Genomic DNA, 25,585 nt, shown 5'->3' with positions numbered 1-25,585 from the left:
ACAGCATTTTCGAATGGTCATTGCACCTTCCCTGCCCCACAAACAGCTCACGCCGATATCGCCCATACATGGCAAAAAGGTCGTCCGCGGACGACCTTCACGTGCTTGCTTCCATTCGCCACACACTAATCGCGGCATCGCTGAACTTTACTCCTTCACAAAGCGGCGCTGTGTTTTCTTTCCGTCGTACGAGAAGATGACATCCCGACCTTCCACAACAGTTTGTAAGTGCACCTGTCTCCCCCAGACTCGATGCAGGTATGGCAATGTTCGCTCGAGGTGACGAAGATCTAGCTCCACACCCTCGTACTCATGTTTGATATACAACTCGCCATTTCGGTTGTAATCCCCATCTTCGACGTATAGTACCGGAATACCGCCATTGACTCGTGAAGCCACGATGGTATTGCGCACCTTCTCCCAGTCCGTCTCTACCACGCGCCAGTCGTTACCAACTTTCTGATATAGATAGAGATCCAGCTTCTCAATTAGATCTTTCGTCAAATAGTTCCGCAGAAATGAAACGTCATTCTCCATCTCGCGCACTTCGAACATCTTTTCGCGCCCTTGTCCGGGTTGACGCCCAAATGTTGCGATCTCGTCAGCCGTTGGTTCATTCCACCGCCGTTCAATATCCTCCCAAAGCGCAAGCCCGATGTGGTAAGGATTGATACTCATCCGCGATGGCAGCACGACGCCAGAGTGCATTTTCGCAAACTCAATGGCCTCATCGTCTGTCAAATCCATCTCGCGCATAATTCGCAAGTGCCAGTACGTGGCCCAACCTTCGTTCATGATTTTCGTCTCGAGCTGAGGCCAGAAATACAGCATTTCTTCACGCAAAATGGATAAAATGTCGCGTTCCCACTCCTCCAGCGTCGAGCTATTCTCGATGACAAACAACATGACGTCCTTTTGCGCGGCTCGCGGCTTCACAATCGGCTTTTTCGCATCGTCTGCCGGCGGCTTCCCGTCCAATTCCCAGAGATCGTCGTAGGGCGTGCTCGCATGCGGATTCGATGTAAAGACCACCTGATGTTCGCCCCGACGGTGCAGGTACTGTTGCTGTTTCACGACTTTCCGGGCATTTCGTCCATCTGTCGAAGCGTCGATGTGCTCAGAGAGTGCGAGGCCTGCGTCGAGCAACTGCTCGACCCGGCCCCGTCCGTATTGCAATTCGTAATGGTAAATGCGCTCGGCACTCGCGGCCATGCGCTCGACCATATCGCGGGAAGTATAGCGGAACGTCGCATTGTTCTTAAAGAAATCGCAGTGCGCCAACACGTGCGCGCAAACAGTTTTGTTCTGCAGAAGTGTATTGCCATCCAGCAAAAACGCGTAACAAGGGTTCGAGTTGATCACGAGCTCATAGATGCGACTCATGCCGAGATCGTAATCAAGTTTCATTCTGTGGAATTGTTTACCGAACGACCAGTGATGAAACCGCGTTGGCATGCCATATGCGCCAAAGGTATAGATAATATCTGCCGGACACACCTCGTACCGCATCGGGTAAAAGTCAAGCCCAAACGATTTGGCGATCTCGGTCATCTGTTCGATGCTGGCGGCAAGCTGTTCCATTTCTTCGTTGGTCATGCGCTTCTCACCCCGCCGCTTTGAGAAAAGAAATGGCGTAACGCTCCGTATACTTCCGATTTCTCACGAATGACGTACTTCCGAAATTGAGGGAGTTCAAATTTCCCAAAGGCGCTCATCAAGGTCGACGCCCGCGAATACTGGTTGACCTCCGCATACCCGAACATACGCGACATGGAACACAATTCCGTGACCAATTTGACACATTTCTCATTGTCGGATGTCAAATTGTCGCCGTCGGAAAAGTGGATCGGATAGATGTTGTAACGCTCTGGCGGATATTCGTTGCGAATCATCGCCAAGGCGTACTCGTACGCGGAAGAGCAGATCGTGCCCCCGCTTTCACCTTTGTTGAAAAAATGCTCCTCATCGACCTCGTGTGCTTCCGTGTGGTGCGCGATATAGCGAATCTGTACGTTGGCGTACTTCGTCCGCAGAAAACGTGTCATCCAGAAGAAAAACGTGCGGGCACAGTACTTCTCAAACAACCCCATGGATCCCGACAAGTCCATCATCGCGAGGATGACCGCGTTGGAATCCGGCTTGGTGATATCTTCCCAAGTCTTGTAGCGAAGGTCTTCTGGCGTAATGCTGACCCGTTTTTCATGCGGACGCCCCGAACGTCGGATGGCCTGTAGCAATGTGCGCTTCTTATCGATGTTTGTGGACAACCCTTTTTTGCGCACATCCCGAAATTCAACCGTGTCAACGGTCATGTCTGCCGCTTCTTTGTCGGCTAAATCAGGCAGCTCCAGTTCGCGAAACAGCACCGCCTGAATGTCGTCGAGGGTCACCTCAGCCTCGGTGTAATCGACGCCCGGCTGCTCGCCGGCGCCCTCGCCCTGTCCCGGTCCAGGTGCACCATCCTGATCCGGGCGACCGCGGGCGACAACGTCACCCACTTTGGTGTTGCCTGAACCGGTCCCAGCATGGCGCCCTTTTTGAAAGTTGTAGCGAATCCGATACTCCTCCAGCGAACGTATAGGCACCTTTACAATTTGCCTGCCATCGCTCATGATGAGACTCTCATCGCTAACGAGATCCGCCAAATTCTCACGAATCGCCTCCCGCACCTTTTCGCGATGCCGCTCCTGGTCTTGCTGGCCCTTGCGATGCAACGACCAGTCTTCGCGCTCCAGCGTAAATTCGATCAAGCGCCTCTCCCCCCGCCTGTTCAGCGATTGAGCAAGCTACCAGTATACCGCAACAGTTCATTCGCACACGACGAGCAATAGCCGTGTTCATCGATCAACCTTGCGGTGACCTCGTTGATTTTCTTGAGCTGTGTCTCATTCGGGGTCTTCGAGGACGTGGTGATCTTCACGACGTCTTTCAAATCAGCAAACAGCTTCTTTTCAATCGCTTCCCGCAGCCGCTCGTGCGAATGGTAATCGAACCGCCTGCCACGCCGCGCGTAAGTGGAAATGCGAATCAGAATCTCCTCGCGGAACGCCCGCTTTGCGTTTTCTGAGATGCCGATTTGCTCTTCAATCGAGCGCATCAACTTTTCATCCGGATCGATCTCCTCGCCCGTCAAGGGGTCCTTGAGCTTCTGCCAGTTGCAATACGCTTCGACGTTATCCAGATAGTTGTCAAGCAGGGTTTTTGCCGATTCTTCGAATGAATAGACGAACGCCTTTTGAACTTCTGTCTTCGCCATCTCGTCGTATTCGCGCCGCGCCATGGCGACGAAATTCAGCAGTCGTTCGCGATCCTCCGCCGAGATGGACGGATGTTGATCGAGGCCATCCTTAATCGCGCGCAGGACATCGAGCGCATTGATGCACTGCGTGTCGCGGCGAATGAGCGCCGTCGATATGCGGTTGATGATGTAACGCGGGTCGAGCCCGGACATGCCCTCATCGGGAAACTCTGTCCGAAGTTCCTTGACGTCCGCTTCTTTCATACCTTCAACCGTCTGACCGTTGTACAAGTAGAGTTTTTTCAATAAATCGACGCCTTGCTTCTTCGATTCCTTCAGGCGGGTTAGAATCGAAAAAATCGCAGCCGTGCGTAGCGCATGTGGAGCGATGTGAACGTGCTTCAAGTCGCTCTGTTGAACAAGTTTCTCGTAAATTTTGACTTCGTCATCGACACGCAGGTTATATGGCACGGGCATGACAATCATGCGCGATTGCAAAGCTTCGTTCTTCTTGTTGGCCACAAAGGCGCGATACTCGGCCTCATTGGTGTGTGCCACGATCATTTCGTCAGCCGAAATCAGGGCAAAACGGCCTGCCTTGAAATTGCCCTCCTGGGTAAGGCTGAGTAAGTGCCACAGGAATTTCTCATCGCACTTGAGCATCTCTTGGAACTCCATCAGACCACGATTTGCCTTATTCAACTCGCCGTCGAATCGGTACGCCCGTGGATCGGATTCGGAACCGTACTCCGTGATCGTCGAAAAGTCGATACTGCCCGTGAGATCGGCAATGTCCTGTGATTTCGGATCAGATGGGCTGAATGTGCCGATGCCGACGCGCCTTTCCTCTGACAGCAACACGCGTTCAATGGGCACTTGTTCGATCCGGCCGCCAAACTCTTCATCAAGCCGCATCCGGCAACTCGGGCAAAGGTTGCCTTCAATGCGAACGCCGTACTCCGCTTCAAACTCACTGCGCAATTCCTGCGGAATGAGGTGCAGTGGTTCTTCGTGCATAGGGCAATCGGCAATCGCATAAACGGCACCGGAAGGGGTGCGCGAGTAGCGTTCGAGCCCTCGTTTGAGCATCGTGACGATGGTCGACTTGCCACCACTGACAGGACCCATCAAAAGGAGAATACGTTTACGAACATCTGTCCGCCGGGCTGCGGCATGAAAATATTCCTCGACGAGGCGCTCAAGCGTCGCCGACAGTCCGTACATTTCCCGTTCGAAAAACAGGTAATGATGGTTGCCGTCGGCGTCCGTCTCAATGCCCTCGGAGGCAATCATGTCGTAAATTCGAGCATGGGCCGTCTTGACAACATCAGGGTTCTCGCGAACGATTTCCAGGTATTGAGCGAATGTTCCTTTCCAGCGCAGGGCTTCTTCCTCTGCGCGATACGAGTTCAGTCGGTCAAGAAAACTCATGGTCCCATCCTCCTCCAGGATCGGTTGCACGTCTTCTCGCCTGAAGCGACCTGCAACAGACTGGACGCCTTTGTTCATCCTATTCGGTTTTGGCTTGCCCACATGCCCATGCTGTCAGTTTTGGGCCAGTCCTGATATCACTTTTGCATAAAACGGATCAGGGCGATCGCATACTTGCGGACATGTGCAACTGGTCAATCGTGAGGTGGTGATGGTTTAGATTGAACCGTAGAACAGCGATTTGAAATGGGTTATAGTGAAGCGGGCTATTGCTCGAATCCATCTTGACAATAGGGGTATGCAATGAGGGCAAATGCAAATCATTATCGACTCGCACTGATGTTGGCCATGTTCTCCGGGCTCGGACCGTTCACCTTCGATATGTATCTCCCGTCGTTCCCACAAATGGTAAAATTTTTCGGAACGAGTGCATCAACAGTCCAGATTAGCCTAACAGCATGTCTGTTGGGATTAGCACTTGGCCAGATCACGATGGGCGCCTTAAGTGATGTTTATGGCCGCCGAAAGCCTCTCATCATCGCCATGGTGATGTATTGTCTGTCGTCGCTCGCATGTGCCCTCGCACCGCACATTGGTTTATTCATTGCCTTGCGATTCATCCAAGGGTTCGCGGTGTCCGCCGGCACCATCGCAAGTGCGATTGCCCGCGACAGGTACAATGGCATAGAACTGACAAAGTTTTTCTCGCTCATCAGCGTCATGAGCAGCGTTGCGCCATTGCTCGCCCCGCTTGCGGGAAGTGCCGTCATTTCGTTTACGCGGTGGGAAGGCGTGTTCTACGTATTAGCGATACTCGGCTTTATTCTTTCGATCACGACCACATGGCGCTTGCAGGAAAGCCTGCCGAAAGACAAGCGCATTCGCGGTGATATCAGACAGATGTTTGGCAACTTCAAAACACTTCTTAGCAACCGGCGATTTATGGGCTACGTTTTGGCACAAGGCTTTATGTTGGGCGGAGTGTTTGCATATGTAGCCGGCACGCCTTTTGTGTATCAAAAGATTTACGGAGTTTCGCCACAGGTATTTTCCCTGCTCTTTGCGCTGAATGGAATCGTGCTAATTACATCCTCACAGGTGGTACGGAAACTCGCGGGACGCATGCCGGAACATCGCATTTTGCATTTCGGTCTGGGCCTGTCCTTCGCTGCAACCGTCACGGTGCTCATCGTCGTATTCGCCCACGGGCCACTCTTTGCACTGGTCGTTCCGCTCGTTTGTTACGTTGCAGCCATGGGTACCATTGGCCCCGTTTCGTTTACACTGGCCATGGAGTCACAAGGTCACATCGCAGGCAGTGCCTCTGCTCTCCTTGGTGTGATTCCATTTCTATTAGGGTGTATCAGTTCTCCGCTCGTTGGCATTGCAGGTGAGTATTCTGCGGTACCGCTTGGCGTCATCCTTCTAACGGCAAGTCTCCTTGCCATCGGATCTTATACGTTGTTGTCCGTGCGACGAGGAATTGACGTCCCGACGGCAGAATCTATGTGAAGGCCCGTCCTGTTCATCTGTGACCCACAATCCTCCGATCGAAGGGCGTGTTGCGATTTTCCCGAAGCATGACATGGTGCGCCGCCGCGCACACCACACCATCATGAGGGCGGGGAGTATGCGGATCCATGTCAAAAGGCAAGGAACGTGAAAGACGAGAGAAAACCCAAGACATGACCATCGCCTTGACCGGCTCTGAATCAGGACAAAAGGATAAACGCTTCACCGAACCGACAGACAGCACGGTGAAGGCGATGGATGGAATTTGGAGGGAGCAAGAGAACAGAACGCATCAACAATCATGCTTATCGATCCCGGTTCGCCAACCAAGTGAGCGCGTCCGGGATTTCTTTTTGCCACACGCCCCAAATGTGATTGCCAGGCCCCACGCGATAGGTGATGTCGGCACCGCGATCGACCAAGAGATCGCGCATCGACTCGTTGTATGACAAAAAGTCATACACACCTGACGGCGTCTGCGCTTTCGCTTCCTCGTCACCAATGAACATATAGGCGGACACTCTCGATAGATCCGGTTCTTGTTCGATCCGCTTCTGATACTCCGGAAAATACGCACCAGAGAACAAAATCGTCCGATGGAACCACTGCGGATACGTCAAGACAAAACTGAGTGTCGCGACGGCCCCAAGCGAAATGCCTGCCATGTAACGAGCGCGATCATCCATCCGGTACATCGCGTCGAGATACGGAATGCATTCCTCGGCAACAAACTGCAGATACTGGCGATGGCGTGCGCCATCCATCGCATAGTCATCGCGACGCTTGTCCAGATTCACCGCGATGCCGACGATGTAAAACGGGGGCAGCTGCCCCTGGGACATCAACTCGTGGGCAATGGTTGCCGTTCTTCCATGCGTGAAAAATTCGATGCCATCATGACAGTAGACGACTGGGAGCGGGCCATGCCCCGCCTCAACCGGCGGCACGAACACCTTCAGGGCACGCTCTTCGCCGCCGAGGGCCCTGCTCGTGATCACATGTGATGCGACTTTTCGGGGGTGAAGTTCCGACATCGTTCGCCAACCTCCTGATGATACCGTGCGATCGCCTGGAATTATGAAAGCGCTGTACACAACTGTTATACTCGTAAAGCAAGCTTATTCTATAACAGAACATTTCGCGCTGAACCGTTATCGTTTCGCACGTTCGGATGTGGTGTATTATAATATTTATCGACCTGTATCACTACTTCAGACATGAGGTGACAAGTTTGAGCCAAGCGGTTGCTCAATATGAACCCCCGTACGTTCAAGTCCTGGACGAAAACGGGAATGTGACAAACCCTGATCTGCTTCCGTCACTGTCCGACGAGCAGTTGCGAGAATTGATGAAACGCATGGTCTTCACGCGCATTTGGGATCAGCGTGCCATCAAGCTGTCACGCCAAGGTCGACTCGGCTTCTATGCCCCTGTTGCGGGTCAAGAGGCGTCGATGATTGGGTGCGAATTCGCGACGCAGAAGGAAGACTTCTTACTCCCTGGCTATCGGGATATTCCGCAATGCTACTTCCACGGCTATCCCCTGCATCAGCTGTTCCTGTACTCCCGCGGTCATCAACTTGGCGGCAAAGTTCCGGAAGGCGTCAACTGCATGTTGCCCCAAATCATCATCGGGGCCCAGATTGTACAGACGCCAGGCGTCGCGCTTGCCTTCAAATTGCGCGGCGAGAAACGCGTCGCCATCACCTTCACAGGAGACGGCGGTACGTCGCAGGGAGACTTTTATGAAGGCATGAACTTTGCGGGCGCCATGAACTTGCCGGCTGTATTCTTTGTGCAAAACAACCAGTACGCGATTTCCGTCCCCCGCGAAATGCAAACACACGCGAAGACACTGGCGCAGAAGGCTGTCGCCGCCGGCATCCCCGGGATTCAAGTCGATGGCATGGACGTCCTTGCCGTCTATCGCGTCACTCACGAAGCCGTGGAACGTGCACGCGCTGGCGAAGGTCCGGCCATGATCGAGGCCGTCACGTTCCGCTACGGACCACACACGATGTCTGGTGACGATCCGACGCGCTATCGCACCAAGGAAACACAAGAAGAGTGGGAACGCAAAGATCCATTGATTCGCTTCCGTAAGTATCTCGAAGGCAAGGGTTTATGGTCCGAGTCGGAAGAACAAGCGTACATCGAAGAGGCCAAGGAAATCGTCAATCAGGCGTTAAAGCAGGCCGACGAGGCTGAAAAGATGGCGGTTGCGGATCTCATCGACACGATGTTTGCAGAGCCGACACCGACACTGAAGCGGCAACGCGCAGAGATCACCGGCGAGGGGGCGAACTAAATGGCGCAAATGACGATGATTCAAGCGATCACGCACGCGCTCGACCTCGAGTTGGCGCGCGATGAACGCGTGCTCGTGTTTGGTGAAGACGTGGGTAACAATGGCGGTGTGTTCCGCGCGACAGAAGGACTTCAGAAGAAGTACGGCGCTGATCGCGTATTTGATACGCCCCTTGCCGAAAGCGGCATTATCGGCCTGGCAAACGGGCTGGCGATCCAAGGATTTCGACCTGTCCCGGAGATTCAATTCTTCGGCTTCGTTTTTGAAGCGTTTGACCAAATCGCAGGACAACTCGCGCGCACGCGGTACCGCTCGGGCGGCCGCTATACTGCACCTGTGACGATCCGCTCTCCATTTGGCGGCGGTGTACATACGCCCGAAATGCACGCCGACAGCCTGGAAGGTCTATTCGTGCAGACGCCCGGAGTCAAAGTGGTGATTCCAAGTAACCCGTATGAAGCCAAGGGGCTGTTGCTTGCCGCCATTCGCGATCCGGATCCGGTCATTTTCCTCGAACACATGAAGCTGTATCGTTCGTTCCGCCAAGAGGTTCCCGAAGATGATTACACGATTCCTCTCGGCGTGGCCAATGTCGTGCGCGAAGGCAAGGATGCAACCGTGATTGCCTACGGCGCCATGGTCAGCGTCGCACAAAAGGCCGCCGAACAATGGTCGAAGGAAAAAGGACTCGAAGCTGAAGTCATCGACCTGCGCACCATCAGCCCTATCGACATCGACACAATTGTCAAGTCGATTCAAAAGACGAACCGTGCCATCGTGGTACAAGAAGCACAGCGCTCCGCTGGTGCCGCTGCAGAGATTGTCGCTCAGATCAACGAGCAGGCCATCTATCACCTTGAGGCCCCGGTGCTGCGCGCAACACCGCCTGACACCGTCTATCCGTTTGGCATGATTGAAGACGAGTGGTTGCCGACGCCGCAGTATGTCGTCAATACACTCAACAAAGTCATGGCGCTTTAATTATTGGAGGTGAGCAAATGGCTCTGTTTGAATTCGGCTTGCCCGAGTTGGGCGAAGGTCTGCACGAGGGTCGTATCAGCAAATGGCTGGTCAAGCCTGGCGACCAAATTCAAGAGGACGATGCTGTCGCCGAGATCGAAAACGACAAATCGCTGGTCGAACTCCCCTCCCCGGTCAGTGGCAGGGTTGCGGAGATCAAGGTACCGGAAGGAACGACGTGCGTCGTCGGCGACATTATCCTGACGATTGAAGTGGAAGGCGACGTGCCTGCGTCCGCGGCACCCGAGCCACAGGCTGCAACCGCGACGCAGAAGGTGGAGGCTCAATCGGCACCCGCCCCTGCACAAACCGCCGCGGCGCCGGCCACAAAAGAGAGCAGCGCTGCTCAAGAGGTACTTGCAACGCCTGGGGTGCGTCGTTATGCCCGCGAGTCCGGGATCGACATTCGCACGGTGCAAGGAACAGGAAACAACGGAAAAGTGACGAAAGAAGACATTGACCGTGCAAAATCGGGTGCGCAGCCAGCAGCAGCCGAACCCGTCACCAGCGAAGACACTGCGCCGAAAACGCAAGGTGTTGTGTCCGTAACCGGTGATGAAGTTGAAGAACGCGTGCCATTGCCGATGATCCGCCAGGCGATTGCACGCGCCATGGTCAAGAGCAAGTACACCGCGCCGCACGTCACGCTGATGGACGAAGTAGACGTGACAGAACTTGTGAAACTGCGCAAAGAAATTAAGCCGATTGCAGAACAGCGCGGCGTCAAGATCACATACTTGCCGTTTATCGTCAAGGCATTGATCGCTGCACTGCGCACGAAGCCGCAGTTGAATTCGACGTACGACGAAGAAAAGCAGGAGCTCGTCCTCAAGCATTACTACCACATCGGTATTGCGACGGACACGGATCGCGGGCTGCTCGTCCCGGTGGTTCGTCACGCCGATAAGAAGAACATGTGGACGATTGCCGAGGAGATTAACGATCTCGCCTCGCGCGGACGCGCGGGCAAATTGACGCCTGCTGAAATGCGCGGAAGCACGATTTCCATCACGAACATCGGCTCTGCCGGCGGCTTGTTCTTCACGCCAATTATCAATTATCCAGAAGTGGCGATTCTCGGCGTCGGCCGCATCACGGAAAAACCGGTCATCCGCAATGGAGAATTCGCAGTCGGTCAAATGATGTCACTATCCCTCAGTTTTGACCACCGCGTGATCGACGGTGCACTTGGTCAACAGTTCATCAATGACATCAAGCGCATGCTGGAAAATCCGCGCTTGTTGCTCCTGGAGGTGTAATCCATGGTAGTGGGAGATATGTTGGAGGAAGTTGAAGTTCTAGTCATCGGTGCTGGTCCTGGCGGTTACGTCGCGGCCATTCGCGCAGCACAACTTGGCAAATCGGTAACCATCGTCGACAAGGCAGAACTCGGCGGCGTATGCCTCAACCGCGGTTGTATTCCCTCGAAGGCCCTGATTTCGGCGGCGCACCACTATGAGGCCGCAAAAGAATCCCCATTCCCAGGGGTCGAAACGACGGCTACGCTGGACTTTGCCAAGGTTCAGGCATGGAAACAGAGTGTCGTCGACAAGATGACGGGCGGTGTCCAGCAGTTGATGAAGGGCAATCGCATCAACGTCATTTCCGGCGAAGCGTTTTTCACGAAGCCGAACGAAGTGCGCATTATGCATGAGAACGGTAGCCAGCGCATTCAGTTCCAACAATGCATTCTGGCGACGGGATCGCGCCCCATCGAGTTGAAGAACTTGCCACTGGGCAAGCGCGTGATCGATTCGACGGGCGCACTCGCCCTTGATCACGTTCCCAATCGCCTCGTCGTCGTCGGCGGCGGCTATATCGGTGTCGAACTCGGGCAGACGTTTGCGAAGTTTGGCAGCCAGGTGACCATCATTGAAGGTCTCGATGGCATCCTCGCACTCTTTGACAAGCAAATGGTGCGGTTGGTGGAGCGCAACTTGAAAAAGTATAACGTCGAGATCGAAACGAACGCCTTGGCACAATCGGTCGAGGAGACTGACGACGCGGTCAAACTCACGTACAAGAACAAGGCTGGCGAGGAAAAGACGATTGAGGCGGACTACATCCTCGTAACCGTTGGTCGTCGCCCGAACACGGACGAACTCGGACTCGCGGATGCTGGTATCGAACTCACTGAGAAGGGCCTTGTCAAAGTGGACGCTCAGTGCCGGACGACAAATCCGAACGTCTATGCGATTGGTGACATCGTACCTGGTGCCGCTCTCGCCCATAAGGCTTCGTACGAAGGCAAAGTGGCCGCAGAAGCCATTGCCGGCAAGCCGAGCATCGTCGATTACCGCTGCATTCCGTCCGTCGTCTTTTCCGATCCGGAGATGGCATCTGTCGGCCTTTCCGAAGAAGAAGCGAAGAAACAGTATGGCGATATCGCGGTCGGTCGCTTCCCCTATGCGGCAAATGGCCGTGCGACCGCCCTCAATGCGGACGCTGGCTTTATCAAATTGATCGCCAACAAAGAAAACGGCGTACTCGTTGGTGCCCAAGTGGTCGGTATCGAGGCCTCCAACTTGATTGCAGAGCTTGGCCTCGCGATCGAGATGAGCGCGACACTTGAAGATATCGCACTCACCATTCACGCGCACCCGACACTGGGCGAAATGGTGATGGAGGCTGCCGAAGTCGGACTTGGCGAGCCCATTCATATCATTACCCGCTAATCTTCTCCGTCAAAAAGCTCAGGCAGATTCGCCTGAGCTTTTTTCATTCCCCTTTTACGACGCCGTCATCACATCTTCGACATATTTCCCGCGCAATAGATCGACAAGCCTTGACGTCTCCCTACGGCAGTTACACCATACCGGTAAAGCCGGTTTGCCGCAGCGCTTCGAAGACCACAACAGCCACAGCATTCGACAAGTTCAAACTCCGCGCCGCCCCATCAGGCAGCATCGGAATCCGAATGACATGGTCCTGATTCGCCGCAAGCACGTCCTTTGGCAACCCCTTCGTCTCCTTGCCAAAAACCAAGAAGTCCTCTTTTGTGTACGTGACGTCTGTGTACCAGCGCCCACCTTGTGTCTCCACATAGTGAAAACGTGCTGTCGGAAACTGCGCCCACAGATGATCGATCGAGTCATGATACCGAATGTCGAGAAGATGCCAGTAATCGAGTCCGGCACGCTTTAGCTGCCGATCATCAGTGGAAAACCCGAGTGGTCTTATCAAATGTAACGTGCTTCCGGTTACGGCACAGGTCCGTGCAATATTTCCGGTGTTCGCCGGAATCTCTGGTTCGACGAGAACAATGTGCATACGTGACGTACCCCCAAATCCAAATCCGCAACCAGTCTATCACGGGCTTGGACAAGGGGCCAATCATTTCGACGAGAAGGACGCTGATCAGCTCTGCTTCACAAGCGTTACCTGATCCGGCAGGTGGACGAACGCGTAACGCGTGTTCGGAGTGTAAGCACGGCTATCGTAATACAAATACGGTCTATGGAAGCTATCGTCGGTATGGGCGTTGACCAGAGGTTCACCTGCCGCATCGAATTCCGTGACGATGGTTGTATGGTGATAGGCGCCTGAACCGGTCCAGTCGTAAAAAATCAAATCACCCATTTTTAAATCGCTGGCCGTCGCCACAATTTGACCACCCAGCGCGGACGTGACAATTCGAAACAGAGCGTTCGACGTCGTCCAGCTGTAGCTCCATCGCCCAGTCTGCGGATCGTTCGTATCGATCCACCATCCCCCGCTTACATCTGGCTGTCCCCACATGGGAATCCCGCCTGCATGCAAGCACTGCGAAATGAAATTGGTACAGTCGTCCTCCAAACGTGGGTAGCGTGGATTGGTCGAATCCCACCATACATCGGCATACCGAGTCGCACGCACGCGATCGTACACGTCCTGCCGCCGGTTGCGATCCCGAGGCAACCGTGGTAACACGTAGTTACCACGTGTCTCTGGAAAACTGTCGAACGATTTTCCGTCCGTCGTCTCTTCCGCCTGCACAAGCCGCCATGTATGGCCTGCCCTTTGCCACAATTGGCGATGCTCGATGGTTCTGCATTCAACCTCGACGACATTTCGTCTATCCTCATATGTCCAGCACAGCCGTTCGGTGGCACGGGCGTGTACGAGATTCGGTTCCTTACCCTGGACAAGTTCTCGAATTTCAATTTGTGTGTGAACGCGCAGCAGTTGTTTGCCTTGTGCTTGATACGCACGGTGTTTTCGTTCCGCCAGGTGAACCGAGCGCTTCACCCAAGGCTCATTCGCTGCCGCGCCCTTGAGAGCTGCAAACGATTCCGCATCACGGGTCAACCATACGCGCGAGCGCGCATCGAAGTACTGGCGTAAAGCCTCAATACAAGAATCCACGGCGTCTCACACCTCATTCCTTGCTGATGCATCATATGACAGACGCCGTGCCTCGTTACCGCCGGAATGTTCTAACAACACAAGTGAACAACAATTTGTGATATACTCGCCGAGGAGCAAGTTTTGCAGTATGAAACAGAGGGGGCGTCCCTGTTGCCGTATCGATCGACTCCACCCACGACCGTTCGCGCCGTCGAAAGGGCGCTCGACATTTTACTCTGTTTCACGAAATCCACTCACGAATTGAGCCTGAGCGAGATCGCACGTGATGTCGGACTGCATAAAAGCACAGCGCATCGGCTGTTGCTGTCCCTGCAGCAGAAGGGCTTTGTGCGCAGACAGCAAGGTTCCGACAAATACATGCTTGGCTGGAGCGCCCTCTGCTTGTCCGCAAACGCGCCACTCTTCGACAGCTGGACTTCGATCGCGCTACCTGTCATGACGGAACTTCGCGACCACACCGGAGAGACGGTGAGTCTGTACGTGCGCAGCGGGATCGAACGCATTCGCGTGCAGGCTGTCGAAAGCCGTGAACCGATTCGCAATGTCGCCACTGTTGGCGAACGGTATCCGCTTTATATCGGTGCTTCCGGCAAGGTATTACTCGCCTGGTCCGATATCGATCTGATCAATGAGATACTGCGTAGAGAACGCTTGCCGAGTGGCTTTTCGCTCAGCGAGTTGCGATCTCAGCTGGTACAGGTGCGTACCGATGGCTATGCGGTGAGCTTTCAGGAACGGGATGCCGGAGCGGCGGCGATGGCAGCACCTGTCTTTGGACCGGAAGGCGACTGCATTGCGGCCTTGGCTGTATCGGGACCCGTGTCCCGTTTGACGGAGGCCAAAATGGAGCATTCCGCAAGCGATCTAATGGGCGCGGCGGCAACGTTCTCGCAGGCTATTGCAAACGCCACGTAAGCGATATGGCTCCAACGTAAAGTGGAACGTAAATGAGGTGAAGGAAATGACAAAACCGACCATCGTCGTGATGGAGGGCGACCAAACTGGACAGGAGCTTCTCGAACAGGCCCTGCGTGTATTGGCGCCTGAAGTGACTGGCTTCGAACTGGCTCTTTCGCGTTTTGATCTGAGCCTGGAAAACCGCCGCAAAACCAACAATCAAGTGGTGTTTGAAGCTGCGCAAGCCATGCGCGAGTCCGGCTTAGGACTGAAGGCAGCGACGATCACGCCTGAAGAGAAGGGCGATGTCGGAAGTCCGAATGCAATTCTGCGCAAGGAAATCAACGGGACCGTCATTGTCCGTACAGGCCGTCGGATTCCCGGGATTGCACCGCCGGTAGGCGTATATTCGCCGATCTCGGTCGTCCGCATGGCTGTGGACGACGCCTATGGCGCGAAAGAATGGCGTGAAACGGCTGACAACGGAGACGAGATCGCATTCCGGACAGAGAAGATTTCGCGTTCGGTATGTCGCGGTGTCGCCAAGTACGCTTTTCAGCACGCCCGTCGCTTACATGCGAAAGTGTTTGGCGGCCCGAAGTTCACCGTCAGTCCGGTGTATGAAGGTATGCTTAAGGAAGAGATGGATGCCGCGGCGGAGGAATACCCTGACGTCGCATATGAGCCTCAACTCATTGATGCGACGTACGCGCTGTTGCTCGTCAAGGCAGGAGAGCCGCTCGTCATCCCGGCCCTCAATCGCGATGGTGACTGCCTGTCCGACTTGGTCCTGCAAATGTTCGGGTCCATTGCCGGATCGGAATCGATGCTCTTGGCCTTGGACGACGACTTCCGCCCGCAGGTCGTCATGGCTGAAGCGCCACACGGCACGGCTCCGAGCCTGTTTGGCAAGAACATCGCCAATCCGATGGCCATGATTCTAGCCGGCGCGGCACTCCTTGGTTACATCGACGACAAAGACGCACATATCGCCTCGCGAGCCATTTACGAGTCGACGCTGGAAGCCATTATCGAGGGTTGCCGAACATCCGATCTCGGCGGCAGCGCGAGCACAACGGAATTCACAGACGAAGTCATCCGCCGCGTTGGCACAAAGCGCGAAGTGTGGAGCACATTTGGTGACAATGTATAAGACGTACCCGTTACAAGCCGTCCGACCACAAACGTGATCGGACGGCTTGACCTATGCCAAGGGTTCCTTTGCAGCTATATCCGCCGATCCAGCAAACTCCCCCCCCACTTGCGGCACGCTGCTGCCTTTGCCTCCTTCTCGGAATGGGCCATCGCCTGTTCACCCCCACCCTTCTGTGAATAGGCTGGTGACCGAAGGAGATGCGAAACATGCCAAAATCCCCTCGAACCAAATTGCCCGATTGGGTGCAACAATTGATTGACGAGTTGACACGACCACCATACTTTCTGGAGCCAGGAAACAGTGGCAACCGAAACGTCGGGGGAAAACGCAGCCAACCAGCGGGCGAACAGGAAACACCCTATGAAGCAAGACGCGACGCGGGTCACGAACATCAGGAATCGGCGTATCGCGCACACCGCGCAGAGGATGCAGGCCGCAATCGAGCAACCCAAGCCACAGCCCGCGCCCATACGTCTGCTGAACCGACCCGCGTACCCAAGTCGGTACTTGCCAAGTACGATCTCGCCCCGACCAAACGCGAGCAGCTTCTTGGCGTCGAACAGGTGACGACAGAGGACGGCCAGCGATATGCTGTGAAGCGAGCGTCTGTCGCCCCAGCGCGCGTGCGCTTCATACACCGGGCGCTCATGTATGCACGCAAACAAGGCTTCACGCGCTACGCCCCCTTTGTGCTTAACAAACAAAAATCGCCCGTTGCGATCGACGAAGGTCAGGCGTATTACGTGACCAAGTGGATCGATGGGCAAACGGCCAATTTTGCATCTGCGGAGCATGTTGCGCAAACAGCGTATACGTTGGCACAATTCCACGAAGCGACACGCGGCTTCGTCAGCGAAAAATACGCGCCTGCTGACGCCTTCGATCTCTTTGGGATGCTGCAGCGGCGCACGCGCGATCTCCGACAGATGCTCATTCGTGCCGATGCCAAACGGGATAAGGACGCCTTCGATGCTCTACTGCTCTCCCTGCGCGATTCGCTGCTCGACGATGCGGCACACAGTCTGCACCTCGTCGACGATGCCGAGGCTATTGCCTTCCTTGCTGAAGACAAAGACGAAGCAGGACTGTGCCATCTCGACGTGATCCCGGGAAACTGCTTGTACACGCCAGACCATCACGTCTGCCTCATTGATTTCGATCTCGCCACATATGCCCCGCGTGCATTGGACATGGCGCATCTATTGCGACGGAGCTTCCAGGCAAGCGATTGGAATGGCGAACTCGCGTACGCGTGTTTCCTGCATTTCGACGCAGTGCGAGCCATCCCGCGAGTCGAATACCGGCTGGTCGAGTCGCTCTTGCGCTTCCCATACCTGCCGTGGCGACTGGCACACACGCGTTACAGGTACTTTGCAAGCGAATCGCAACTTGACGAACTACAACGGTACGCACTGCAAGGCGAGAAGCGCCAAGCCTTTTTGTCTTCACTCGCGGATCAAATCGAACATCTCGGGGAGCAGGAGGAGTAACCCTTGTTCCAATGCGAGTAACCCTTCCTGAATGTCGACCGCAGCGCCAGCATAGCCGCGCAGGACGCTACCTTTGCCGACAACGCGATGACATGGCACGATAACCGCGACGGGGTTCGCCCGGTTTGCCTGCCCGACTGCCCGCACGGCAGCGGGCCGTCCAATCCGCTCGGCAATTTCGCCATATGTCGCCGTTTCGCCGTACGGTATGGCGCACAGAGCTTGCCATACAGCCTTCTGAAATCGCGTGCCATGGGCACGGACGGGAACCGTGAAGGCGGTCAACTCGCCCCGAAAATAGGCTTGTACCTCCTCTATCGCCCGATCCGCGAGCCTCGCAGACAGTCGCGAGCCATCCCGATTTTCTTTAAGCCTATCCACCTCGTGCTCTGCTCGCAGCCACGTCGCTTCCACCACGGTTTCATCGTCTGTCACCACGGCAAACGGGCCGAACTGCGTCGCGATCACACGCACACTCTGTCCATCCAATTCGATCACGCCTCCTTTTCCTTTGTCCTGTTCTTGATCGACATCACGGCTTCCTCTAGCTCACGGCGCACGTCTTCGTCCGCTTCCACGGCCTGTGCAGCCACGAGGAGCTTGACAGCGTCCGGCCCGCCGATTTCACCCAACGCCCACGCTGCACTCGCGCGCAATTCCACCCTGTCCGACCGAAGAAACGGCTCTATATGCGCAATCGCATCATGACGTCCAATGTTGCCAAGGGCAATCAGCGCATTGCGTTGTAATGTTCGCACACCCCGCCATCCCATGGCCGTCTCGCCGTACACGCGCATAAACTGACGATTTGACATCTTGAGCAACGCCACCAAATCTGGGTAGGCGAGCTCTGGGTTTGGGTGAAACGCCGGATCGTCCGCCGCTTCGCGCATTCGATTCAAGGGACACGCCGTTTGACAGACGTCGCATCCCCACACGCGGCGCCCCATTTTCTTGCGATACGCCCGCGGAATCACACCCTTCATTTGTGTGATGTATGACAGACAACGCGTCGCATCCAGTTGGCCCGGGCCCACGATGGCACCTGTCGGACACGCGGTCATGCAGCGTTCGCACGATCCGCAATGGCGGCCAATGGCAGGCGGATACGAATTTGCGTCGGCGATTTCAATGTCCAGCAACAAAGCGCCTAAAAACACGTAGGAACCGTATCGTTCGCTATATAACATGCCGTTTTTCCCAACCCAACCGACGCCACTGCGCTCCGCCACCCGCCTGTCGACCAGCGGCGAAGTATCCACTGCAACGCGCGCGCCGACAGGCCTGCCTAAACAGTCTTCTATCGCAGCTTGGAGTTGCGTTAAGCGATCCCGCAAGACACCATGGTAGTCTTGGCCATAGGTGTAACCGGAAGCTTGCCCACGCATTTCGCCGCGCGGATGTGACCTTGCCAGCGCTTCTCCGGCTGGTGTCATATAGGGCAACGCGGCAACGACAATCGACTTGACTTCCGGAAAAAGCAGGGATGGTTGTATTCGCGAAGCGAGATCGCCAGCTTCAAAACCGGTTCGCCCCCGCTCTTCGTACGCGAGGAGCGGGGCAACGAGCTCTGGAAACGGCTCTGCATCCGTGACGCCAATCTCCGGGAGATCGAGCGCAGCAGCCATTTGTGCAATGTCGTCCCGGGTGAGCCGGAGAGGCGGAGTCATCGCGGAATCGCCGCCCGCGCCAATTCGTCACAGCGCTCGTTCCAGTGTACGCCGGCGTGGCCCTTGACCTTCTGAAACTGCACGTTGTGTGGTTTCATGGCAGCCAGCAACGCTTCCCACAGGTCCTTGTTTTGCACAGGATCCCCTTTGCTGTTACGCCACCCGTTTTTCTGCCAGTTCACATACCACTTCTGCTGAAAGCAATTGACGACATAGGCTGAATCCGAATGAATCACAACATCACATGGACGTTTTAAAGCCCTTAGTCCTTCGATCACGGCTTGAATCTCCATACGTTGATTCGTCGTCTCGCGCTCGCCCCCGGACAGTTCCTTGACGGTATCGTTCCATTGCAAAATCGCCGCCCAGCCGCCTGGTCCTGGATTTCGAGAGCAAGCGCCGTCAGTATATATCACAACCGGTTCACGGTTCTCCATGATGTATCCTCCTTGCCACCAACAAGGGGGCATTCAATCCAGAACAGAATATACCGGGTCGGCTGGACGGTCAAACATCAGATTAACAACTTCCACAGTGCCGCCGCGCTGACGGCCAGAGACAGAACACCCAGCGTACCAGCAGATACCTGCGCCGTCGCACCGGCACGACTGCCTGCCCAACGCATGAATGACATCGTATACGCGAAAATCATGACAGGAATAATCATGGCAAACAGGAATTTAAACACGCTGCATCCTCCTTCGCCCACGATGGCCTCCGTGGAAGCGGCCGCCTCCCCGCATCAACTTCACCATGGCACCGATGGACAACACCGCAATCGGAACCGCAAAGACCACAATCCACCCCCAACGAAGCAAATAGGTACCGTCAAAATTGATGACCTGAATCCAGTTTTCAGGCCACATGCCCAGCGAGAACGATAACAGAACAAGCGCTGGCACCGCCGGGCGATACGTCGGCCAATCAAACGCCTTGCCAAGCAGGTACGAGCACCCCCACAGGGTAACAGCCATCCGCACAGTGGCGGCAGTCACCCACAAAAAGATGAAGATACTCTCCAGTCTTTGAAAGAACGGCCCGAGGTGGATCATGCGCGCCAACCGATACAAGGCGAAAGACGTCTTTCCCGTTTCGGATGCCGGAAAGACCATGTGATACGTGAGCATCAGCCCAACGAGCAACAAGGTCGAAACCACAATGCTGACAAAGCCAATTCTGCGCATTTTCGACGTGTCATGCACGTGCGGATAGATGATGGTCAGCAGCAACACGTTGGCGAAAATCGAGCTGTATTGAAGGGAGCCGCGCAGAACCTGTTCTGGTCCCGTCCCCCACAACGGCAGCAGCATGTAGGGCCGCCACCAATTGACGGTCAGAAGGCACACAGCAACAAGCCCAACCAAGAGTATCGGCAAAAAGATGAAGGCTGTTCGACAAATGCCCTCAATGCCGCCGTAGACGATGTATCCCACAGCAAACATGAACACCGCGCCAACGATCAGAATCGGGGTTGAGGGAAGGACGGTGCTGACCACATTTTCGGTAAACTCGCGCATGACCGCGGCGGTAGAACACAGGAAGTACAGCGAGAACAAAAGCGCTATCAAGATTGCACCGAACCTTCCAAACACCTCTTTAGAGACTTCGACGATGTCCAGGTTTTTGAAATACCTCCGCAACAGGTGTTCGACCAGGAAAAATAAAATGAGCGTCAACATCCCCGAAAATACGGGCTCCATCCAAGCTGCCTCATAGCCACTCAAACTGATGTATCGCGGATAGGTGAGGAACGCATTGGTACTGACGAAAATGATCAGCATGGCTGTCATCTCGGAGCCTGGGACCTTCGCGTTGCGCCGCGCCGACTGACTCATGTCTCTCCCCCCTCTTTACCAGCCGATTTGCGCGTTGGCGCACTCCAAGGCCTGGACATGGGCTTTTGTCGCCAACTTCGCAACGGATATAAAAACGATGGGCGTTTGTTCATCGACCAGAGTGGCCCGCGCAGCAAAACGTCGCGCGAAGCGCCGCTAGACGGCGCAATGGGCGATAAAATAGGAACGCCAAACGATTTCAGCATCGTCAGACGCACGACGTACACAACAAACAGAATGGCAATTCCATAGAACCCCAATACGGCACCGGCAATCAAGAACGCAAAGCGCATGATGCGAATGCCCATGCTCAATTCATAGTTCGGCACCGTGAACGAAGCAAGTGCAGTCGTCGCGACGACGATGACCAACAACGGGCTCACGATACCAGCCTGAACGGCCGATTGGCCGATAATCAACGCGCCGACAATGCCGATGGTCGGACCGATCACCGACGGAATGCGAATGCCCGCTTCGCGAATCAGCTCAATGGCAAATTCCATAAGGAGAACTTCCACCACGACTGGAAACGGCACTTGTTCGCGGCTGCCTGCAATCGCAAGCATCAGATCTGTGGGCAACATCTCCGAGTGATAATTTGTCACCGCCACATAGAGCCCCGGAAGCAATAACGCCGTCAGCAACGCTATCCAGCGAATCAGCCGCATGAACGTCCCTGGCAAGAAGCGAATGTTGGAATCCTCCGAACTGTGCACCAAGGACCAGAGGACAACCGGGACAATCAGGCAATATGTGCTATTGCCCACAAACAGGGCGACATAGCCTTCCGCCAGAGAGGCCGCGACCCTGTCCGGCCGCTCCGTCGCCATCACCTGCGGAATCAGCATGCTCGGCCGATCTTCGATGAACTGTTCCAACATACCGCTATCGAGGATAAAGTCGACGTCGATCTGCGAAATGCGCCGACGCACCTCGCGCACCAGCTTCGGATTGGTCACGCCATGAATGTACATGATGGCGACGTCTGTGCGCGCCAGATTGCCGACAGTATGAATTTCCGTAACCAAGTGTTCCGTACGCAGTCGCGCACGGACCAATCCTGTGTTCGCACGAAAGTTTTCCGTAAACGCATCCTGTGAACCACGAACGACGTTTTCCGTCTGCGGCGTCGATACGGATCGGTGTTCCCAGCCCTTTGTCTCAATCACCAGCGCGCCATTGCAACGGTCGAGAAAGAGCACAGTTGATCCTGTCAGGATATTGGCAACCGCCTCTGACCATTTGTCGACGATTTGAGATTGATTGCCGGGGAGTAGTTTTTCCACGACATACTCGAGCGTGCGTCGCGGATTTTCTTCGCTCACGTGTGTGAGAATCATCAATGGCTCAAGGATGGCTGAATTGATGACGTTTTTGTCGGACAGCCCATCGACAAACACGGCCATACCGCGCCATGGCGACTTGCTTTCAACGCCGACGCGAAACTCGCGGATCACGATATCTTTGTTCTGCGGCAGGTGGAAAAACCGCTCCAATCGCCGCTTCATCTCGTCGATATCGCACTCGATCCCGTCATCCTGGCCCACATGAGCCTTCTCCACGGCGTCTTCGTACTCTCTTGTCGCCCGCCGCAGAAATGTCCGCATCGAGACAGGTTTCTTTGAGGTGTCTGTCTTGTTTTCTGCAGTGGTGAAATTGACCGTCTCCGGCTGCGGTGTCTCGCCATAGGTATCAGCCGGTTCTGACGAATCATCGTCGGCGAGTGTAAACTGGTCGTCGAGCATCGAATCGTCGACCGTCAACAGGCGTTTCAGTGCTCCTGTGAAGCTCATATCCACCGACGCACCCTCCCATCGTCTCACGAACCATCTTTCATGTTTTGTAGGGTGCGACAGGCAGCTAAAAGTTATCCCGCCGCCGCGCCGGCGCCGGGACAAATTCTGATATTCCTCATGTGAAGACTGCGATTTACTGATTGCCCGAAAGGACGGCTTGCGGGGAAATTGTCAATTGGAGAGCCAACTTCTTCGTGGTATCCGAATAATTCAACACGCGAATGCCAAACGGGCGTTGCGGCCGCTTCGAAAAATCGATCCCGACATCATCTTGGTTGGGATTCGTCTCGACCCAATCCGGCGTGTGCGCCCGTTCTAACACCGAAAACAGAATACTGTTGGGTATGGGGAAAAAGGACATGGAGGCACTGTCGACATGAAGGACAAGGTTCCCAGACGTCACCTCTGGCGTAAGCACAAGGTGGAATGGCACGATTCTGCCGAGCAAGCGAATGCCAAAGTCGCAGTTCCAGTTTCGATCGAACTGCACATCGGCCGAACCGAGTATCTTGCCCACTTCTTCATCGTGCGCGATGGCATAAGAAAGATACGCGTTAATGGCGTCCTGGCCAATCTGGACCTCGACGGCCGGCTGCTGTCCAATCCCTTTAGGGGCTGTCCCGTTCCATGTCTGACTCTTGGTTGGAAGTGTATTCCACACAATGAGAGCTGCCACCACGATGAGTAAATTGATCGACAACAATACGATAAACGCCCGCTTCCAGGCCATCCGTGGACGCCTCCTCCAGCCCTTTGATCAAGGTACTGCCTTGCGCCGGTTGTTTCCTGTTGCAAGCCGCGCCTGCGTACGGGCGTAGTTACATAAATCGGCAACCGGGCAGATTTCACACTTCGGCTTACGCGCGACACAAATTTGGCGGCCATGGTGTATAAACAGATGATGTGCTTGCGTCCATAATTCGCGCGGCAGTTTGCGGCAGGCCTGTTCCTCTGTTTTCAACGGATCGTCGCTGTTCACAATGCCAATCCGATTCGTCACGCGCTGCACGTGCGTGTCCACCGCAAACGCGGGAATACCAAACGCATTGGAAAGCACAACGTTCGCAGTCTTTCTGCCGACGCCGGGCAGCTCAACCAACTGTTCGCGGCTTTGCGGCACGTCCCCGCCGTACTTCTCGAGCAGGATGCGCGCCGTTGCAACGATGTTCTGGGCCTTCGTGCGAAACAGCCCCACTTCGCGAATATCATTTGCCATCTGCTCAGGCGTCGCAGCGGCGAATGCCGCTGGTCCTTTGTACTTTTGGAACAATCGTGCCGTCACCATGTTGACGCGGGCATCTGTACACTGTGCAGACAACATCGTCGCAATGAGCAGCTCAAACGGCGTCGTGAAGTTGAGTGCGCATTTGGCGTCTGGATAACACGCGGCCAAACGCGCCACCACCTCCGCTGTCTCCCGCTTGGTCAGCAGGGCCATCGTCTCATCCCCTCTCGTCGGCAGACACTCGGACATACCGCCTCATCTTCGCCCGTTCGATCCGACCTTCTTCCGCGATTCGGGCAATCAACACTTCTCGCACCAACGGCGGTTGATACGTGATCTCCCGCGCGCTGCGGAACGGACCGAACACGGGAGAAAGCCAGAGATATTCGCATGTGATGATGCGATACGTGCGATCCGGCTCCAGTTCCCCGCCCTGGTGCACAATGCGACGCACGTGTTGGCGATCTCCATCATCCACCAATTCGACAACCGCCCCGGCAATCACGAGGTAGCCGATCTTCCCACCCCGAAAACCAAAGCCAATGCCCAGGCGACCGTACGTCTCCGGCTGAATTCCTTGTTCGATGGCATCTTGCAACTCTCGCCCTGTCATACTTACAATAATTGGACGTGTTGGCGTCGGACACGCAGCGAGTAACGCTTCCAGCGTCAGATTGCCAGGTAACAGGCTCGCGTTTAATGCGCCTGTCATCATCACGGCAAGGTCGCCCTGACATTCGTCAAACAGCACGTCGACCAACAAATTGGCGAAGACCGACTCGTCTTCATAGACAATCGGCAGGCGCTCCGGAATGGATGCAACCGTGCGCCCGAGAATCCCCTTCACCCGATCCTCATATCGGCGGTAAACCTCTTCCATCGCCGTGTCAAACAGGCTATCGTGCAGTACGGGTACAGGTGTTGACGTGACTTGTTGGACGCGTTCACCGTCCCACTCGATGACGGTGTGGCCAAACGCGCTCGCATGTTTGCCAGGTTGAAAGATGGCCGTTTTCTCGACATATTCGGCCTTCGGCATCGATTCATGCGAATGCCCGCCGAGAATCGCATCGATGCCTGGCACCGTCGCTGCCAGACGGCGATCATCGCGCAACCCCAAGTGTGATAAACAGACGATGATGTTTGCACCGGCGGAACGAAGGCTGGCAACCGCAGTGCGGGCACACGCGAACGGATCGAGGGGCCGCACTTGAAGCATCTCGTAGGGAAGATCGTACTTTGGCGTCAAGCCAAACGTGCCGATGCGGACGCCGTTTACGTCATACACGTGCGTGTCGATGAAAAAGGGAAACGGCTCGCCATTTGCCTGCCGCAGGTTGGTGCCGAATACCCAGGCGTTCGATCTCGCCGCTAAACCTTCCCAATCCTGAACTGGGATGGTCAATCCTTCGTTATTGCCAAACACCCAACCGTTCACGCCAAGTGCGGCCATCATGTCGGCGTTCAAGAAGCCCATCGTCGCTTCGGTCTCAGGACGCACGCGGTCGAGAACGTCGCCGATATCGAACGTAAGAACTGGTTCTCCCTGCTCGTGCAGTCGCGATCGCAATGCTCGTAGCTGTCGTCCCAAACGCATGTAACTTTCTAGACGACTGTGAACGTCGTTCATATGCAACAGATGAATGCGCACGCCGTCACC

23 protein-coding genes are annotated in these 25,585 nt (G+C 55.2%); 8 read left to right on the top strand and 15 right to left on the bottom strand.

The annotated features are described in order from the left end of the window. Window positions 1-147: 147 nt before the first annotated feature. From C7445_RS10035 to C7445_RS10025, 3 genes are read right to left on the bottom strand one after another with little or no spacing between them, the layout of a single operon-like run. Window positions 148-1,596: a SpoVR family protein gene (locus C7445_RS10035; protein ID WP_134159944.1), complete on the bottom strand. Its 1,449-nt coding sequence runs from the start codon at window positions 1,594-1,596 to the stop codon at window positions 148-150. Beyond that, window positions 1,593-2,750: a sporulation protein YhbH gene (yhbH, locus tag C7445_RS10030; protein ID WP_134159942.1), complete on the bottom strand. Its 1,158-nt coding sequence runs from the start codon at window positions 2,748-2,750 to the stop codon at window positions 1,593-1,595. Before yhbH ends, C7445_RS10035 begins: the two co-directional genes overlap by 4 nt. 20 nt (window positions 2,751-2,770) lie before the next feature. Next, window positions 2,771-4,669 (bottom strand): PrkA family serine protein kinase, encoded by a 1,899-nt coding sequence (locus tag C7445_RS10025; protein ID WP_134159940.1) that lies wholly within the window; start codon window positions 4,667-4,669, stop codon window positions 2,771-2,773. Between the two features lie 303 nt (window positions 4,670-4,972). Here C7445_RS10025 and C7445_RS10020 point away from each other — a divergent pair, with 303 nt between their 5' ends. After that, the gene (locus tag C7445_RS10020) at window positions 4,973-6,181 is read left to right on the top strand and encodes a multidrug effflux MFS transporter (RefSeq protein ID WP_134159938.1); all 1,209 of its coding nucleotides are present in this window, start codon (window positions 4,973-4,975) and stop codon (window positions 6,179-6,181) included. Window positions 6,182-6,486: 305 nt separating this feature from the next. Here the strand turns inward: C7445_RS10020 and C7445_RS10015 are convergent, their stop codons facing one another. Next, complete coding sequence (locus C7445_RS10015; RefSeq protein ID WP_134159936.1) at window positions 6,487-7,215, bottom strand: alpha/beta hydrolase; 729 nt, start codon at window positions 7,213-7,215, stop codon at window positions 6,487-6,489. A 137-nt stretch (window positions 7,216-7,352) separates the two neighbouring features. Here C7445_RS10015 and pdhA point away from each other — a divergent pair, with 137 nt between their 5' ends. From pdhA to lpdA, 4 genes are read left to right on the top strand one after another with little or no spacing between them, the layout of a single operon-like run. After that, complete coding sequence (pdhA, locus tag C7445_RS10010; protein ID WP_134159934.1) at window positions 7,353-8,489, top strand: pyruvate dehydrogenase (acetyl-transferring) E1 component subunit alpha; 1,137 nt, start codon at window positions 7,353-7,355, stop codon at window positions 8,487-8,489. Beyond that, window positions 8,490-9,470 carry an alpha-ketoacid dehydrogenase subunit beta gene (locus tag C7445_RS10005; RefSeq protein WP_134159932.1) on the top strand — a complete coding sequence of 327 codons (981 nt, stop codon included), beginning with the start codon at window positions 8,490-8,492 and terminating at the stop codon, window positions 9,468-9,470. A gap of 17 nt (window positions 9,471-9,487) precedes the next feature. Continuing rightward, a complete protein-coding gene (locus C7445_RS10000; protein WP_134159930.1) occupies window positions 9,488-10,768 on the top strand; it encodes a dihydrolipoamide acetyltransferase family protein in 1,281 nt (426 codons plus the stop codon). 3 nt (window positions 10,769-10,771) lie between these two features. Beyond that, window positions 10,772-12,184 (top strand): dihydrolipoyl dehydrogenase, encoded by a 1,413-nt coding sequence (gene lpdA / locus C7445_RS09995; protein WP_134159929.1) that lies wholly within the window; start codon window positions 10,772-10,774, stop codon window positions 12,182-12,184. 130 nt (window positions 12,185-12,314) lie between these two features. Here lpdA and trmL read toward each other — a convergent pair whose 3' ends face one another. Continuing rightward, the gene (trmL, locus tag C7445_RS09990) at window positions 12,315-12,779 is read right to left on the bottom strand and encodes a tRNA (uridine(34)/cytosine(34)/5-carboxymethylaminomethyluridine(34)-2'-O)-methyltransferase TrmL (protein ID WP_134159927.1); all 465 of its coding nucleotides are present in this window, start codon (window positions 12,777-12,779) and stop codon (window positions 12,315-12,317) included. 87 nt (window positions 12,780-12,866) lie between these two features. Next, complete coding sequence (locus C7445_RS09985) at window positions 12,867-13,853, bottom strand: amidase domain-containing protein (RefSeq protein WP_134159925.1); 987 nt, start codon at window positions 13,851-13,853, stop codon at window positions 12,867-12,869. 153 nt (window positions 13,854-14,006) lie between these two features. Between C7445_RS09985 and C7445_RS09980 the strand changes: the two genes are divergently transcribed. The 3 genes from C7445_RS09980 (at window position 14,007) to C7445_RS09970 (ending at window position 17,399) form a co-directional block, all read left to right on the top strand. After that, window positions 14,007-14,771: an IclR family transcriptional regulator gene (locus C7445_RS09980; protein WP_134159923.1), complete on the top strand. Its 765-nt coding sequence runs from the start codon at window positions 14,007-14,009 to the stop codon at window positions 14,769-14,771. A 46-nt stretch (window positions 14,772-14,817) separates the two neighbouring features. Beyond that, entirely contained in the window at window positions 14,818-15,906 is a 1,089-nt protein-coding gene (locus C7445_RS09975; RefSeq protein WP_134159921.1) for an isocitrate/isopropylmalate family dehydrogenase, read from the top strand. Between the two features lie 209 nt (window positions 15,907-16,115). Then, window positions 16,116-17,399, top strand: a complete 1,284-nt coding sequence (locus C7445_RS09970) for a phosphotransferase (RefSeq protein WP_243835114.1) — start codon at window positions 16,116-16,118, stop codon at window positions 17,397-17,399. On the opposite strand, the gene C7445_RS09965 is transcribed toward C7445_RS09970, so the two are convergent. From C7445_RS09965 to C7445_RS09930, 9 genes are all read right to left on the bottom strand, one after another. Next, the gene (locus C7445_RS09965) at window positions 17,355-17,897 is read right to left on the bottom strand and encodes a methylated-DNA--[protein]-cysteine S-methyltransferase (RefSeq protein ID WP_134159917.1); all 543 of its coding nucleotides are present in this window, start codon (window positions 17,895-17,897) and stop codon (window positions 17,355-17,357) included. The two genes, C7445_RS09970 and C7445_RS09965, sit on opposite strands and share 45 nt — an antisense overlap. Then, on the bottom strand, window positions 17,894-19,069 hold the full coding sequence (queG, locus tag C7445_RS09960) for a tRNA epoxyqueuosine(34) reductase QueG (RefSeq protein ID WP_134159915.1): 1,176 nt from the start codon (window positions 19,067-19,069) through the stop codon (window positions 17,894-17,896). Before queG ends, C7445_RS09965 begins: the two co-directional genes overlap by 4 nt. Then, window positions 19,066-19,506 carry a ribonuclease HI gene (gene rnhA / locus C7445_RS09955; protein WP_134159913.1) on the bottom strand — a complete coding sequence of 147 codons (441 nt, stop codon included), beginning with the start codon at window positions 19,504-19,506 and terminating at the stop codon, window positions 19,066-19,068. The genes queG and rnhA overlap by 4 nt, the downstream gene beginning before the upstream one ends. Window positions 19,507-19,583: 77 nt before the next feature. Then, window positions 19,584-19,757 carry a hypothetical protein gene (locus tag C7445_RS14610; RefSeq protein ID WP_166669085.1) on the bottom strand — a complete coding sequence of 58 codons (174 nt, stop codon included), beginning with the start codon at window positions 19,755-19,757 and terminating at the stop codon, window positions 19,584-19,586. Beyond that, complete coding sequence (locus tag C7445_RS09950) at window positions 19,750-20,904, bottom strand: GerAB/ArcD/ProY family transporter (protein ID WP_134159911.1); 1,155 nt, start codon at window positions 20,902-20,904, stop codon at window positions 19,750-19,752. The genes C7445_RS14610 and C7445_RS09950 overlap by 8 nt, the downstream gene beginning before the upstream one ends. Further along, window positions 20,901-22,697: a spore germination protein gene (locus C7445_RS09945; RefSeq protein ID WP_243835125.1), complete on the bottom strand. Its 1,797-nt coding sequence runs from the start codon at window positions 22,695-22,697 to the stop codon at window positions 20,901-20,903. Before C7445_RS09945 ends, C7445_RS09950 begins: the two co-directional genes overlap by 4 nt. A gap of 136 nt (window positions 22,698-22,833) precedes the next feature. After that, window positions 22,834-23,430, bottom strand: coding sequence for a DUF2140 family protein (locus C7445_RS09940; RefSeq protein WP_134159907.1), 597 nt, complete (start codon window positions 23,428-23,430; stop codon window positions 22,834-22,836). A 27-nt stretch (window positions 23,431-23,457) separates the two neighbouring features. Then, the gene (nth, locus tag C7445_RS09935; protein ID WP_134159905.1) at window positions 23,458-24,138 is read right to left on the bottom strand and encodes an endonuclease III; all 681 of its coding nucleotides are present in this window, start codon (window positions 24,136-24,138) and stop codon (window positions 23,458-23,460) included. Between the two features lie 4 nt (window positions 24,139-24,142). Then, the gene (locus C7445_RS09930; RefSeq protein ID WP_134159903.1) at window positions 24,143-25,576 is read right to left on the bottom strand and encodes a bifunctional metallophosphatase/5'-nucleotidase; all 1,434 of its coding nucleotides are present in this window, start codon (window positions 25,574-25,576) and stop codon (window positions 24,143-24,145) included. Window positions 25,577-25,585: the final 9 nt, after the last annotated feature.

This window comes from Alicyclobacillus sacchari (assembly GCF_004366795.1).
In the GTDB taxonomy this organism is placed as follows: domain Bacteria; phylum Bacillota; class Bacilli; order Alicyclobacillales; family Alicyclobacillaceae; genus Alicyclobacillus; species Alicyclobacillus sacchari.
This window is presented reverse-complemented; position numbering and strand designations above follow the sequence as displayed.